13 protein-coding genes are annotated in these 14,020 nt (G+C 55.9%); 8 read left to right on the forward strand and 5 right to left on the reverse strand.

The window, feature by feature from the left end; all coding sequences use genetic code 11:
- Positions 1-10: 10 nt before the first annotated feature.
- Together RT613_RS09135 and RT613_RS09140 are read left to right on the forward strand one after the other, a co-directional pair.
- A complete protein-coding gene (locus tag RT613_RS09135; RefSeq protein WP_313614736.1) occupies positions 11-823 on the forward strand; it encodes a carbon-nitrogen hydrolase family protein in 813 nt (270 codons plus the stop codon).
- 194 nt (positions 824-1,017) lie between these two features.
- Positions 1,018-3,048: a hypothetical protein gene (locus tag RT613_RS09140; RefSeq protein WP_313614737.1), complete on the forward strand. Its 2,031-nt coding sequence runs from the start codon at positions 1,018-1,020 to the stop codon at positions 3,046-3,048.
- A 9-nt stretch (positions 3,049-3,057) separates the two neighbouring features.
- Here RT613_RS09140 and RT613_RS09145 read toward each other — a convergent pair whose 3' ends face one another.
- Positions 3,058-3,750: an aspartate/glutamate racemase family protein gene (locus tag RT613_RS09145; RefSeq protein ID WP_313614739.1), complete on the reverse strand. Its 693-nt coding sequence runs from the start codon at positions 3,748-3,750 to the stop codon at positions 3,058-3,060.
- Between the two features lie 463 nt (positions 3,751-4,213).
- Here RT613_RS09145 and RT613_RS09150 point away from each other — a divergent pair, with 463 nt between their 5' ends.
- Positions 4,214-4,945, forward strand: coding sequence for a prolyl oligopeptidase family serine peptidase (locus tag RT613_RS09150; RefSeq protein ID WP_313614741.1), 732 nt, complete (start codon positions 4,214-4,216; stop codon positions 4,943-4,945).
- Between the two features lie 66 nt (positions 4,946-5,011).
- Here the strand turns inward: RT613_RS09150 and RT613_RS09155 are convergent, their stop codons facing one another.
- The 4 genes from RT613_RS09155 to RT613_RS09170 all read right to left on the reverse strand — a co-directional run bounded on the left by RT613_RS09155 (position 5,012) and on the right by RT613_RS09170 (position 9,444).
- Complete coding sequence (locus RT613_RS09155) at positions 5,012-5,305, reverse strand: type II toxin-antitoxin system RelE/ParE family toxin (RefSeq protein ID WP_313614743.1); 294 nt, start codon at positions 5,303-5,305, stop codon at positions 5,012-5,014.
- Positions 5,305-5,556 (reverse strand): type II toxin-antitoxin system ParD family antitoxin, encoded by a 252-nt coding sequence (locus tag RT613_RS09160; RefSeq protein WP_313614745.1) that lies wholly within the window; start codon positions 5,554-5,556, stop codon positions 5,305-5,307. Before RT613_RS09160 ends, RT613_RS09155 begins: the two co-directional genes overlap by 1 nt.
- 117 nt (positions 5,557-5,673) lie before the next feature.
- Entirely contained in the window at positions 5,674-9,069 is a 3,396-nt protein-coding gene (locus RT613_RS09165) for an acyl-[ACP]--phospholipid O-acyltransferase (protein WP_313614747.1), read from the reverse strand.
- Between the two features lie 93 nt (positions 9,070-9,162).
- Positions 9,163-9,444, reverse strand: a complete 282-nt coding sequence (locus RT613_RS09170) for a YiaA/YiaB family inner membrane protein (protein ID WP_313614749.1) — start codon at positions 9,442-9,444, stop codon at positions 9,163-9,165.
- 197 nt (positions 9,445-9,641) lie between these two features.
- Here RT613_RS09170 and RT613_RS09175 point away from each other — a divergent pair, with 197 nt between their 5' ends.
- The 5 genes from RT613_RS09175 (at position 9,642) to RT613_RS09195 (ending at position 13,795) form a co-directional block, all read left to right on the forward strand.
- A complete protein-coding gene (locus tag RT613_RS09175) occupies positions 9,642-10,250 on the forward strand; it encodes a WHG domain-containing protein (protein ID WP_313614750.1) in 609 nt (202 codons plus the stop codon).
- Between the two features lie 113 nt (positions 10,251-10,363).
- Positions 10,364-10,546, forward strand: a complete 183-nt coding sequence (locus RT613_RS09180) for a hypothetical protein (protein ID WP_313614751.1) — start codon at positions 10,364-10,366, stop codon at positions 10,544-10,546.
- Positions 10,537-12,030, forward strand: coding sequence for a DUF4173 domain-containing protein (locus RT613_RS09185; protein WP_313614753.1), 1,494 nt, complete (start codon positions 10,537-10,539; stop codon positions 12,028-12,030). Before RT613_RS09180 ends, RT613_RS09185 begins: the two co-directional genes overlap by 10 nt.
- 45 nt (positions 12,031-12,075) lie before the next feature.
- Positions 12,076-12,777: a response regulator gene (locus tag RT613_RS09190; protein WP_313614755.1), complete on the forward strand. Its 702-nt coding sequence runs from the start codon at positions 12,076-12,078 to the stop codon at positions 12,775-12,777.
- Between the two features lies 1 nt (position 12,778).
- The gene (locus RT613_RS09195) at positions 12,779-13,795 is read left to right on the forward strand and encodes a HAMP domain-containing sensor histidine kinase (protein WP_313614756.1); all 1,017 of its coding nucleotides are present in this window, start codon (positions 12,779-12,781) and stop codon (positions 13,793-13,795) included.
- The last annotated feature ends 225 nt before the right edge of the window (positions 13,796-14,020 follow it).

Here is a 14,020-nt window from a genome sequence, read left to right on the forward strand (position 1 = left end):
AAAACCCAGGATGAAAGTCTCACTGGTTCAGATGAACTCGCAGAACGACAAGTCGGTCAATCTGCAAACAGCCGCCACCCTGATCGATAATGTCGTCAAGGCCGAGAACCCGCAACTCGTTGTGCTGCCGGAATATTTCGCATTTCTGGACGACAACGTGTCTGCAATGCACGCCAGTGCCGAGACATTTCCGGGTGGTGAAACCTGGAGATTTCTCTCGTCGATGGCGGCCAAACACCGCATCACTTTGCATGCCGGTTCGATCGTCGAAAAGGATGGAGAGCATTTCTACAATACGTCATTGGTGTTCGGACCGGACGGACAACAGATAGCACGATACCGCAAGATCCATCTTTTTGATGTCGAAACGCCGGAAGGCATTGTCTACCGCGAGTCTGACTCCATCCGTCGCGGTGAGGATGTCGTCACCTACCGTATCGGTGACCTCACCGTTGGCTGCGGTATTTGTTACGACATCCGTTTCCCGGAACTGTTCCAGCGGCTGCGGGATCGTGGTGCTGACATTATCGTTCTGCCAGCCGCATTCACCCTGTCTACCGGCAAGGACCATTGGGAGGTTCTGGCAAGGGCACGCGCCATTGAAACCCAGACCTACTTCCTGGCGGTCGGACAAACCGGCACTCATGCCAGTGGCCGCAAAGCCTGCTATGGCCATTCGATCGCCATCAATCCATGGGGCCATGTCATCGCGCAAAGCCCTGACTTCGTTACAGCTGTTACGGCAACGCTTGATCTCGATTACATGAAATCGGTGCGTCAGAGCCTGCCTGTGGCAAACCATTGTGTGTTGCGGACGGCCTAAAATACATATCTGGTAAAATTACGAATAGCGCGAAAGCCCATGTAATACGGCACTTCGGCTATCGTCCGGAGTGCCGATTTGCTCGGAATTTGATGATAGCCGGGTCTCTCTGTTTGTTCGAAGACTTGCGAAGCAACTTGCGCGTGCCTAAAAGGCGGGCAGTTTCAATTTGCATTTTTAAAAGGGCCAGCTTCGTGGAACAGGCAGAAAACCAGACCGGCAAGGGTCGACGCAAGATACTATTGGCAGCGGTTGCGGTCATCGCAGTGGCGGCTGCAGGCGTCGTTGGGGGCAAGACCGTTTACGAGGGCAAGGTCCAGGAATTCGTTGATCGCAGCGGCGGCAAAGCCGATCTCGTCAAGGTGGATTTTCTTGGCCGCATTCATCTTCGTAACCTCACATTGCCGCTGGGCGATGGTACGACTGTGCGGATTGCAGCCGTTGATGGACGCCAGAAACTGGCCTTCCTGCCGGGTGAGCTGATGGTCAATGGCGTTGATGTCGATATGCCAACCGGTACGATTGCGGTCGGCCATGCGCGCTTTGAGGATGTCGACATCAATGATGCCCTTCTTCGCGAGGCCTCTGACATTGACGGTGCGGCTGCGTTGCCGAAACAAGTTGCCAGCTTTGCTGCAAAACGCGTGACGATCCCTGAGCTGACGACAACACAGACCTTTGCCAATACCAGCCAGAAAACCACCTACAAAAATGTCGTGCTGTCTGATGTGGCCAACGGCCGCATTGCGCACTACGGCGCAGAAGGTAGCAATTTCGATTTAACTCTCGAGGTGCCGGATGACGATGGTGCGACCAAGGAACAGCGCATCGATGTGTCCACAGGTGCCATTGAGTTCAAGGATTTCGACGCGGCCTATCTGGCGCGGATCTATACCGAAAAAGCCGGTCCTGACGACAAGGACGCAAAGCCGCTTTATGGCCCCTTCTCGGTCAAGACGATTGCGTTTTCCGACAGCGGCAGCAATTTCAGCTATGATGAGATGCGCGGCGAGGGTGTCAGCGTTCGCATGCCATCTGAACCGCTTATGGAAACACTCAAGACCTTCTCAGCCGCGCCCAATATTGACGACCTGTCGGTTGAAGATCGCAAGGCCTATTTTGCCAAATTCGTGTCGATTATCGACATGTTCGACAAGATGAACATGCAGATCCTGGGTATGAAGGTAGATGCGCCAGACAAGACAGCTGAAGGCTCCGACAAGCGGATCAACATGTCGGTCGAGCGCACAGAAATGCAAGTGGGCAATCGTGAACTCAGCATGGGCCTGCACGGTTTTTCGATGAAAAATGGTGACGACACGGTTGATGTTGCAGAAGCCAGTATCACCGGCTTCAACTGGAGTTCCACGCTGGATGGCCTTACTGCACTTGCCGGTCTTGACGAACAGCAAGTGGATAGCTTCCCGTTCAACACCTTGATGCCGGAACTGGGTACCATCCGTTTTGCCGGTATTGATTTTGATATCGCTAATCCGAAGAAAAATGAAGAAACTGGCGAGGACGAGGCTGCAGACGCTGGTCCTGAACGGATCCAGTTCACGCTCAAGAACTACGAGATGTCCCTGACGAAGCCTTATAATGGTATTCCGACCGACATTGATGTGAAGCAGGAAGACCTGACCCTGCCGATCCCCGAGGATTCCTCGGACGAAACCTTTGCCCAGATGCGCCAGCTTGGTTTGAAGGCCTTGACCTTCTCCTACGGTCTGTCGGCCGGCTGGGATGAAGCCAACAAAAACCTTGTGATCCGCGATATCTCGATCAATGCCAAGGACATTGGCAGTGCCAATATCTCCGGTCTGGTCAGCGGTTTCACCAAGGAATTTTTCTCGCTGGATACGGGTCGTGCGCAGGCAGCACTTTTTGGTCTTGCCGGTCGCGAGGTGAAATTCACCGTCAAGGACGAAGGGCTGATTGCCAAGGCCGTCGAACTTTACGCCCTGCAAAACGGCATGACCGAAGATCAGGTGCGCGGCACCCTGACCATGGTCGCGTCGATGGGATTGCAGCAGGTTGCCAACGAGCGGCCGAAGCTCAAAGACGCAACGGACGCGATCCTGCGCTTCCTTGCGACACCTGGCACCTTGAGCTTTACCGTGCGTGCCACTGGCCCGAATGGTCTCGGTGTCTTTGATCTGGTTGCCGCATCGCAGGACCCGCTGCTGTTGCTCGACAAGGTCGAGATTGAGGCGACGGCCAACTAAGCCGTCTCCTTATTCAGACAGGGCCATATCAATGGCCGCTTCGCAATGGATCAATGTGGTGTCGAACACCGGCACCACAACATTGCCCTGGTTCAGCAGCATGCCCACCTCGGTGCAGCCGAGGATCATGCTGTCGGCACCTGCATCAACAACACGCTGCGCGATTGCCTCATAGGCCGCGCGGCTTTTATCTGTTGTTATGTCCTTGCAAAGTTCATCATAGATCACGCGGTGCACGACATCACGGTCTTCCGCATCGGGCAGAACAGGTGTCAGCCCGGATTTGACCAGCCGATCGGTGTAAAAACTCTGTTCCATGGTGAAGGCCGTTGCCAGCAGGCCCGGTTTGCTGAGACCAGATGTGATGATGCGGCTGGCCGTAGCATCGGCAATATGCAGCAGCGGAATGCCCACACCATGCATCATTGCTTCGGCTAGTTTGTGCATGGTGTTGGTGGCCAGCAGAATGAATTGCGCGCCGCCGCGCTCCAGTGCCTTTGCTTCGGCATTCAAGATGCGGCCGGCCTCATCCCAATCATCACGGCTTTGTAGTTCCTCGATCTTGGCAAAGTCGAGCGAACGGATCAGCAGTTCGGGAGAATGCAGGCCACCAAGACGCTCACGGGTGATTTCGCAAAGTTTGCGGTAGTAGATTTGCGTCGATGCAGCGGACATGCCGCCCAGAATGCCAATGAGTTTCATCGCGAGATCGTCCGTTCGAAGGCGTTGCAATTTCGGTGTCGTGCACCGTCATAACACCAGACAGGCGATCTGACATACCGCTGCGATGACGATTTTGGGTGATGAAGCCGCTGATCGACAAGACTAGGATCACTGACCTGCAAAAAACACGCGGCACGTCAGACAATTGCTATCCGGTCAAAACGCCGGGGAAGTCCATGTCATGAGCGTGCCGCGCGATGTGTACTGGAAAAACGGTTGAGGCCGCATCCGGTTCCGAAAATGGCGTTTTTTCTTGGAAATACTGCGCAATGAAAGAGAGCGACAGTCGGTGTTTCTGGTGTCTCGCCTGCAACCGCTTCGGCTTTGAAACGTTGCTGTCTCCAACTGCCATCACCCATAATTGGCCGGTTAAACTTGCCTTGTTGGGCGTGGTGCATGACCATGACCAATCCCGAACCACCGTTAAAGAGGAGATAGACGGATGAAAAAGGGACTTTTGTCAGCTGTTTTGGGTGCCGCACTGGCAGCGAGTATATTCGGTGCAGCACTGGCCGATCAGGTGGCGATGACATCGACGGCAACGGTAAAAAATGACCTGAACTATCTGATCTACACACCGGATGCTTATACGACGTCGAACGAGACCTATCCGCTTGTTGTCTGGCTTCATGGTGGAGATCAGGGCGGCAGCGATATTGAAAAGGTCAAATCGAGCGGTCTTCCGAAACTGATTGAGGAGGGCAAACAGTTTCCATTTCTGGTCTTTTCACCACAAAATCCCAGCGAGGAACTGCTCTACCCCATCGAGAAAGTAAAATCGGCGCTTGACGAGGTCATTGCAAAACACCGTGTCGATCCGGCGCGGATTTATGTCGTTGGTTATAGCCGCGGCGGGTTCGGTGCCTGGGCACTGGCAGAACAGTTTCCCGAAACTTTTGCGGCCGCAGTTCCGATCGCCGGCGGCGGCAATCGCCATTATCTCAACAGAACCAATGAAAAGGCAGCGTTCTGGATCTTTCATGGCACCAATGATGATGTGATCCCGCTGTCGGATTCGGTCATCATGTATGAGCGTCTGAAAACCCTGAAACGCAATGCCAAATTGACGGTGTTTGAAGATGTCGACCATTCGGCCGTTGAACAGGCAGTGCTGAACGATCAGCAGGTCTGGGACTGGCTGCTCAAGCAGCGTCTCGAACCGGCCGCGCAGTAACGTATCTGCATTTTACGCCATGCCCGGCGCTGTTGTGTCCGGGCATGGCCTTCGTTTCAAGACCGGTCAATGATCGGTGTTGGCCCAGTCTTCATGGGCGTGGCGTATGCGGATCACAAACACCATATCGTCATCTTCAACACGGTAGATGATGAGATGCGCCTTGAACGGGTGGATGCGCACCGGTGGTGTGATCTCGTCACGTTCGCGCGCCATGCGTGGATTTTGCGTCAGCAGTTCGAGCGTATCAAACAGCTCATCATGGTAGCGCCGTGCCTGCGCGATGCCGAAATTGGCCACACCGTGTTGCGCAATACCGATGATATCCTCTTCGGCTGCACCAGAAAGAATGAAGGACATTACAGGCTTTTGTCTGTTGTGGTGCGTGCGATGGCGGCAGAAAAAAGCTCGTCCTTGGAGCGGTGGCCGCGGCCACTTTCAAGGCCTTCATCAACAAAACGCTGCATATTGGCGATCTGGTCGGCGCGCATCTGGTCCCGGCGAATGAGGTCGCGCACATAGTCGCTGGCATTCGAATAGCGTCCGGTCTTCGCCTGCGCTTCCACCCATTCCTTCATGGGGTTGGGAAGGGATACATTCATTGTCGCCATGTTCGATCTCCGTAGAGGTAGGAAAATATCGCTGAATGGCAAAGTTTGTCAAATGTCGAAATGGTGAGGACGGGTGCGGACGGCAAGCACGGTCTCACCGTCCGCATGGTTTGATAGTCAGGCTGCATTGACCGACGGTTGCGACGCCAGGGCAAGTTTGCGTGCCGCCACAAAGTCGACCTTGCCGGAGCCGAGCACCGGCACGACCCCAACGGTCACTTCGGCTGGCACCATCATGTCCATGGCACCTTTCGCCTTGGCATAACTTGCGAAGTCGGCGCGTGTGGCCTTTGGCGCGTCGGTCAGCAGGATCAGGCGTTCACCCTTCTTGGCGTCCGGCACGGCAGACACAACCGACAGGCTGCCCGGCCACATCTGCCCTGCCAGTGCTTCCACCGCTGCCAGCGACACCATTTCACCGCCGATCTTGGCAAAACGTTTGGCGCGGCCACGGATGGTGACAAAACCGTCTTCGTCGATGGTGACGATGTCACCGGTATCGTGCCAGCCATCTTCCAGCGGTTCGATCACGCCAGGGTTTTCGGCTCTCAAGTAACCCGCCATCACATTGGCACCACGGATAAACAGGCGGCCGCCTTCATCGATGCCGGGCACCGGCTCCAGTTTCCATTCCATGCCAGGCATGATCTTGCCGACGGTGCCGGAACGGTTGAACATCGGCGTGTTGAGCGAGATGACCGGTGCCGTCTCAGTGACGCCGTAACCCTCGAGAATGCGCAGGCCGAATTTTTCCATATAGGTTTCGCGGGTCGACGCCTTGACCGGTTCTGCACCGGAAAAGATGTAACGGATCGAACGGAAATCATAGGGATGCGCGGTGCGGGCATAACCGTTGAGGAATGTGTCGGTACCAAAGATGATGGTGGCGTTGGAGGTGTAGATCAGCTCCGGCACGATGCGGTAGTGCAGCGGCGACGGATAGAAATAGACCGGAACACCGGCAACCAGCGGCAAAACGGTTCCAGCTGTCAGGCCGAAGGAGTGGAACACCGGCAGGATGTTGAACACCTTGTCGCCCGAGTTGAAGTCGATACGCGATGCCGCCTGGGCAGCATTCGACAGGATGTTGCGATGGGTCAGCACCACGCCTTTCGGCGCGCCTTCCGAACCCGATGTGAAGAGGATCACCGCCGTGTCGTCTGCTGTCTGTTTTACCAGCGGTCGGTAGCGACGGATCAGGCCCTTGATCTTGTCAAAGGTGGTGATGGTCTCGCGCAGATCATCCAGCCAGACAAAGGTCACGTCCTTTTCCAGTTCTGCAATGATCGGTGCCAATTTGCCCTGTGTTACAAAGGCACGTGAGCACAACACATGTTTTACCTCAGCCGCCTTGCAGGCCGACAGGATGTTGGCAGCACCGGCGGTGAAGTTCAACATGGCCGGAACCTTGCCGGCAGACATCACGCCGAGCAGGGTTGCCGCCGTGCCATTGGCATTGGGCAACATCAGACCCAGTGTTTTTTCGTTCGGGAACAGTGTCTTGAACTTGGCACCCAGAACGGCAGCACCGGTCAGCAGCTTGCTGTAGGACAGAGGGCCGCTGATCGGATCTTCGACCGCGAGCTTGCTGCCGCCTCTTTCCTGCGCTGTCTTGATGATACGCTGCAGCACCGTCTGGTTGGTGTCCGTTGTCTTGAACAGCAGCATCGACATGATCTTGTAAAGGGCTGCGCCGGCCGCGACGCGGCGCTTGCGACCCTTCAGCTCTTCCGGCACCTCAAGGCGAACCGGTTCCAGAATGGTCACCTTGACCTTGGGGAACAGGCGACGACGCACCTGGCCGCCGGAAAGACGCGAGAAATAGCTCTTTTCCAGACCATCGATACGGACAGGCACGACCATCGAGCCGGTTTTGTCAGCCACCATGGCAGCGCCGTCATACACCTTCATCAGCGTACCGGTAACGGTCAGGCGTCCCTCGGGGAAGATGCCGATGGCATTGCCTTCCTGCGCCACCTTGATCAGCGAGCGTGTCGCCATCGGTTTGGTCGGGTCAAGCGGCAGGAACTTGCACATCTTCAGGAACGGACGCACCCACCAGGCCTGTGCGATCTTGTAGTCGACGGCAAACACTGGCTCTTCTTCGGTGATGGCGAGTGCCAGTGCACCGTCGAGGAAACTGACATGGTTGAGGGCGATGATCGGAGCGCGACCAGCCTTGCGGATGTTTTCCAACCCTTCGACTTCCAGACGCATGAAGGCGCGGAACAGGATGGAGATGAAATCGCGGAACGGGTTGGTCGGCAGGAACTTCAGCATCAGCCAGGCCACACCGATATTGATCAGCGACAGGCCAAGAATGATCATCGGCACGGAAACGCCAATCGCCTGCAGAATTGCCACCAGCGCAAGGCCTGAGGTGATGAACAGGGCAGACAGAACATTGGCACCGCCAATCACACGGGCGCGACGGCTTTCATCAGCCCAGGTCTGCATGGCCGCAAAGGTCGGAACGGCGAGGAATGCACCGCCGATTGCCATGCCGGCAAGATCGATCGCCACACGAATGGTGTTTTGACCGGCAAAGAACTCGGAAATGGTCTGCGCATGCGACAGAGACTGCAGACCCCAGAGGTTCCAGGCAAGGTCGATGCCGAACAGGGCAACGATGGCAATACCAATCGGAGCCGGCAGAAGCACGATGCGGCCAGCCGACATCCATCCGGCAATGGCCGAACCAACGGCAATCGAAATGGCGAAAATGGCGAGATAGGCAGGAACGACCAGTTCGGAACCGCCGAGAATTTCGGTGACCATGATCGGCAGCATCGACATGACGAAGGCGCCAACGAACCAGAACCAGCAATTCATCAGGGCAGAACGCCAGACGCGGCTGTCCTCGCGCAGTTCCTTGACCAGTGTCATGCTGGAGCGCAACACGTTCTTGTCGATGACCAGCGAAGGTGCACGCGCACCGCTGCGCGGGATCATGCGGGCCGACAGCCAGCACAGAACCGACAGCACCATCATCATCGGTCCAAAGATCCACACGCTGTCGCCTTCGGAGAAAGCCAGTGCCGAAACGATCGTGCCGGTCAGGATGGCGATGAAGGTACCGCCTTCGATCCAGGCATTGGCCTTGGGCAGGTCCCGCGTTTCCAGCAGGTCGGGCAGGATGCCGTATTTGATCGGACCAAACAGCGCCGAGACAACACCAAAACCGAACAGCGCAACCATCAGTACAGCAATCGATGAAAATGCGATGCCGATGACCGCAATGGCGGCAATGCCGATTTCGGCAAATTTCAGCCGCTCGGCCATCTGTGCCTTGTCGTGTTTGTCCGCAAGTTCACCGCCAAGCGCTGACAACAGCAGGAATGGCGCAATGAAAATACCGCCTGCAAGCGTGACAAGGGCTGCACCTTCCGAGGCCATTTTGGCCAAAATCAGGAAGATTAGGGTCTGTTTGAGAAAGTTGTCGTTGAAGGCAGACAGGAATTGCGTCCAGAACAGCGGCGCAAATTTCCGTGTTTTCATCAGGCTATCATGCATGGTGCTTTCCTTTTCGATCGCGACAGGAAGACCACGGAATCGTTAGGCAAGTATTGACGGCCAAAACAACCCCAGGGTGTGGTTAATAGTATTTCAGCTGTCGCTATCGCGATTGAACTTTACCATCAGTTTTTCAGTCTTGGTGTCTTCGATCTTGCGCATCAGCTTTTCCGATTCCGCATTGTCACGCAGGGTCTTGGTCATGTTGACCGTGGTCTGCACGAGCATCAGGATGCCCATGGCGAGATATCCCTTGCCCCACAGATCAAGCGGCATCATCCAGATGCCAAGCACCAGCATGAAAGCGGCCGCACCGAAGGAGACGTAGGAAAAGCTGACCCAGGTGGAGGAATGTTTCTGAAAACTGTCATTCATGGCTTTAATCCCTTGATGTGTTGAAACGTGGTTCAGGCTGTGGTGACGAGGTGGCCGCGTAAAACTGTGGTGATCCGGTTGAACACTGGGCTTTTCCCGTTTATGAACATTGTTCATGAATTTGTGTTTCGCATAAAAATGAACAACGTTCAATATTTATTTTGAACATTGTTCATAATTTTTTCGAGGTGGCTGGCATGGGTCGACGGGAAGAAAAACGGGAAGATCTCAAGGCGCGATTGCTGGAAGCGGCGCGTGACCGCATAGAGCGTGATGGCTTGGCAAATTTGCGCGCGCGTGATGTCACGCAGGATGCCGGCTGTGCGCTGGGTGGTCTCTACAGTGCCTACACGGATATCAATGATCTGATCATCCATGTGAACTCGACGACATTGAAGGCTCTCGAGCAGTCATTGGCGCTGGCTGAGGTCAAGGACAAGTCACCAACCGACAAGTTGCGCAATCTCGGGCAAGGTTATCTGAAATTTGCGATGGCCAATCGCAATTTGTGGAAAGCGCTGTTCGAACATTATCCACCGGAGGAATCGCCCGCTCCGCAGTGGCATCTCGATGAACATCTGTTTCTCCTCAGCATCATTGCCGAGCCTCTGGCCGAATTGCAGCCTGACATGAGTGCGGAGGATCGCGCCGTGCGTGCCCGTACGCTGTTTGGTGCGGTTCACGGCATCATCAGCATCACGTTGGAAGCGCGGTTTGTTGGCTTGCCGCCGGAACGGCTCGGACATGAGCTTGATCAGATCATCATGATGATTGCCGCAGGCGCTGCCGCCCAGCGCAATGCCTGACACCCGGCAGACGTGGTTATGTCGAGAGCGTCAAAAGGTGCGCCCGTATAAATTCCTGAATAGCTGCTCATCGTCTGCACAAAATCTGCAAACGCCGGGCCTAGCCTGTTCATATGAAAAAGCACCTCATCCCTGATCACACCGCCCTTCCCCGCCTGCCTTACCGTCTGCTTCAAGAAAGCTGGTGGATGGAAGAGGATGTCACCAATAACGACCGTATTCCGTCACAGTCCATCATCCAAAACAGTGTTCGACGCCTTCTGCCGCATCTGCGTGAGGTGTCGACATGCAACTGACAACAGCGCAAACCACCGTCCCGCTCCGCGCACTCTCCGATAAAAAAACACTGCCAATATTCATTGCGATGATTGCTTTGGCCGATGTCCTGATGTTCCAGCAGGCGCCAGGCCTCAATCTTTTCCTGTTCTCACTATCCCTGACATCTGCCGTTCTGATGGCAGCACGCAAGCGACTGGGCACAGTCAAAACAGCCACATGCCTCGGTGTCACTGCCTTGGCCGCCGCACCCTTGCTGGAAGCGCCCAGCATCATTGGTGCTGGTTTTGCCGTTGCGGCCGTTATCTCCAGTGCCCTTGCCTGCGCCAATCTCCTGCCGAAAAAGCCGGTGGACATACCGCTGACACTGCTGCGTTTCATTCCGCTGGTGCCTCTTCGCCTGCCCTCCTTCTGCCGTCGTTATCTTGCCTCGCAGTCGGGCCAGACATTCCTTGGAGTAACGCAGACGTCGCTTGCAGGCTGGCTGCTTCCGCTTGGCCTCGGGCTGGTGTTCCTGCTGCTGTTTACCATGGCAAATCCATTGATTGCACTGGGCCTGCACAATATCGATCTGAGCTTCCTGATCGACCTCTTTGATATCACACGCATCGGCTTCTGGTTGCTGGCAGCAGTCGGCATTTCGGCACTGCTACGCCCGCGCCTGATGCGCAAAGTCAGACACCACACCACCGAGCCAGCGGACATCAGCCGTCAGTCGGCAAGGTTTCTTGATCACGCCGCCCTTCTGCGCTGCCTCTGGGTGTTCAACCTGTTGTTTGCCATACAGACGGCATTGGATGTGCTGTATCTCTGGGGTGGTGCGGAACTGCCGGCCGGTATGAGCCACGCGCAATACGCCCATCGTGGCGCCTATCCGCTGGTGGCAACTGCTCTGCTTGCCGCAGCTTTTGTGCTGGTTGCCATGCGCCGTGGCGGCCCCGGTGACAGCAGCCGTCTGATCCGCATGCTGGTGATCGCCTGGATCCTGCAGAATGTCATGCTTTGCCTGTCGGCCATTCTCAGGCTCGATCTTTACGTGCAAACCTATTCGCTGACAGGTCTGCGCATGGCCGCCGGTATCTGGATGGGCCTGGTGGCGACAGGCCTGGTCTTCATCCTGCTGCGGATAAAATTGCGCCGGTCCAATGAATGGCTGATTTCCATGAACTTGGCGACGCTTCTGACAGTCCTTTACCTCAGTGCATTCTTCGATTTTTCGGACTTCATTGCCCGCTTTAATGTCGAACACAGTGCGCAGGTGAGTGAGCAAGATCCGCCGATCGACTTGGCTTACCTCCATTCGCTTGGACCTTCGGCCATCCCGGCGATTGATACCTATCTTGCAGCAGTGCCTAAAGGTGAGTGGAAGCACGAGATCGCCAAGCGCGTGCGGGATCGTCTGGCCGCCAGCTTTGCAATGCGCTCATCGGATTGGCGCAGTTGGAACTACCGGGACTACAGAATTAAAAACTATATCAGCTCAACCGCTTTGATTGGGCCTTGAAACAGCGGTATCACCGACGCCGTGGATTTATCAGGAGACCGCACAGTGCCGCGCATACTTGTCGTTGATGACGAGCCAAACATTCGTGAGGTCATCTGTTTCGCTTTGGAACGTGCTGGCATGGTGACGGCGACAGCCGGAACTGGCACGCAGGCGATGGCAAGTTTTCGTGCCGGAAAGATCGACCTCATCGTTCTGGATGTCGGCATGCCTGACATGGATGGTCTTGAGGTCTGCCGGCAGATCCGCAAAACATCCTCTGTTCCCATCCTGTTTCTCTCGGCGCGGGACGAAGAAATCGACCGGATCCTGGGTCTGGAAATCGGCGGTGATGACTATGTAACGAAACCGTTCAGCCCGCGTGAACTGGTCGCACGGGTCAAAACCATTCTCAAACGAACTGGCATGGCAAGCACAGCAGAACGAAACGAACAGGATTTAACCGTTGGCGAACTGCGGCTGGACCGCGCTGGCCGGACCGTGACTTTCGCGGGCAATGCCACTCTCCCAACTACGCTGGAATTTGCGATCCTCGAGACACTGATGGCGCGGCCGGGCATGGTGTTCAGCCGGGAACAGTTGATGGCGGCGGCCTATGGTCCCGCAACTTACGTTGCAGACCGCACGATCGACAGCCATATTCGCAATGTCAGGGCAAAACTCACGGCCGTTGGCGGCGATAATCTCATCACCACCGTGCATGGGGTCGGTTTCAAGCTGCGCGTCGATGACGAGCGGGGTGGTTGACATGCCAGCCCCTCAGGTCAAATCCAAGTGGCGGCCACCCCTGGCTCTCATCGTTTATTCGGTGCTTCTTTCGATCATGGCACTGCCGATCATCAGCATCATCTGGTTTCGTGCCACCGATAGCGCCGCCTCTTTGACCACGACGACAGAGGCAGGTGCGTTGCTGGTCGTTCTTCTGGTGACGATTGCCGTTGCCTATGTGCTCAGCCGCAACATCACCGGCCCGATCAACGCGCTGATTTCCCGATCCGATGATATCGCCCGCGGTGGTCGTTCAGCCATCCAGCCGCTTGAAAGCTATGGTACGCGGGAGGTCGCCACCCTTTCGCAAAGCTTTCTCGATCTGGCCAGCAAGCTGGTTGATCGCAGTGAATATGTGCGGTCCTTTGCAGTCCATGTCTCACATGAGCTTAAATCACCTTTGACCTCAATTCGGGGCGCTGCCGAGCTGATGCGCGACGACGATGACGAGCAGCCGATGACACGGGCTGAACGCCAACGTTTCCTCGACAACATCATCACTGACACCAAACGGCTTGATCTGTTGTTGGCGCGGTTGAGGGAACTTGCCTATGCCGAAGTGCCCATGCCTGCCGGACAGATCAACGTCATGGAGCTTGCCAGGATGCTGCAAGATCGTTTTTCCGGTTATGTGATCACCGCGTCCGGTGAGGTTGCAGTTCAGATCGCGCTTCCGCTTGAGGCCGCGCTGGTGGTGTTTGGCAATCTTGCGGAAAACGCTTTCCAGAATGGCGCTACGCACCTTGCCCTTGATGTGCAGACGGATGGCCGATCGGTGTATGTGCTGGTCAGCGACAATGGCAGCGGCATCTTGCAGGCCAACCGAGAGCGTATATTCCAGCCGTTTTTTTCGACGAGGCGTCAAAACGGCGGCACCGGCATGGGGCTTGAAATCGCCCGCACCATGCTTGCCTCACATGGTGCTGACATCACTCTGCATGAGACGTCGGGTGACGGCACAGTATTTCGGATCACCGCATTGCGTGGCGAACTGTAAGCTGACCGGATAATAAAGGGGAAAACAAAGGCTGCGGACCATCTCGGTGGTCGTCTGTTCAATTCATCGCTGGAAACGAAAAAGCCTGCTGCGGGAGGAGGTGCAGCAGGCTTTTCTAAAGGTTTGAATGGCGACTGGGAGGAGGGTGCCACCATTCTGCCAGGCGTCCTTTGGGAGGAGGAGTAAGGCCGCCTGAAGACGAAGCTTTGCGGGAGGAGGTGCATC

The sequence above is a fragment of the Agrobacterium sp. genome (assembly GCF_032092815.1).
In the GTDB taxonomy this organism is placed as follows: Bacteria; Pseudomonadota; Alphaproteobacteria; order Rhizobiales; family Rhizobiaceae; genus Agrobacterium.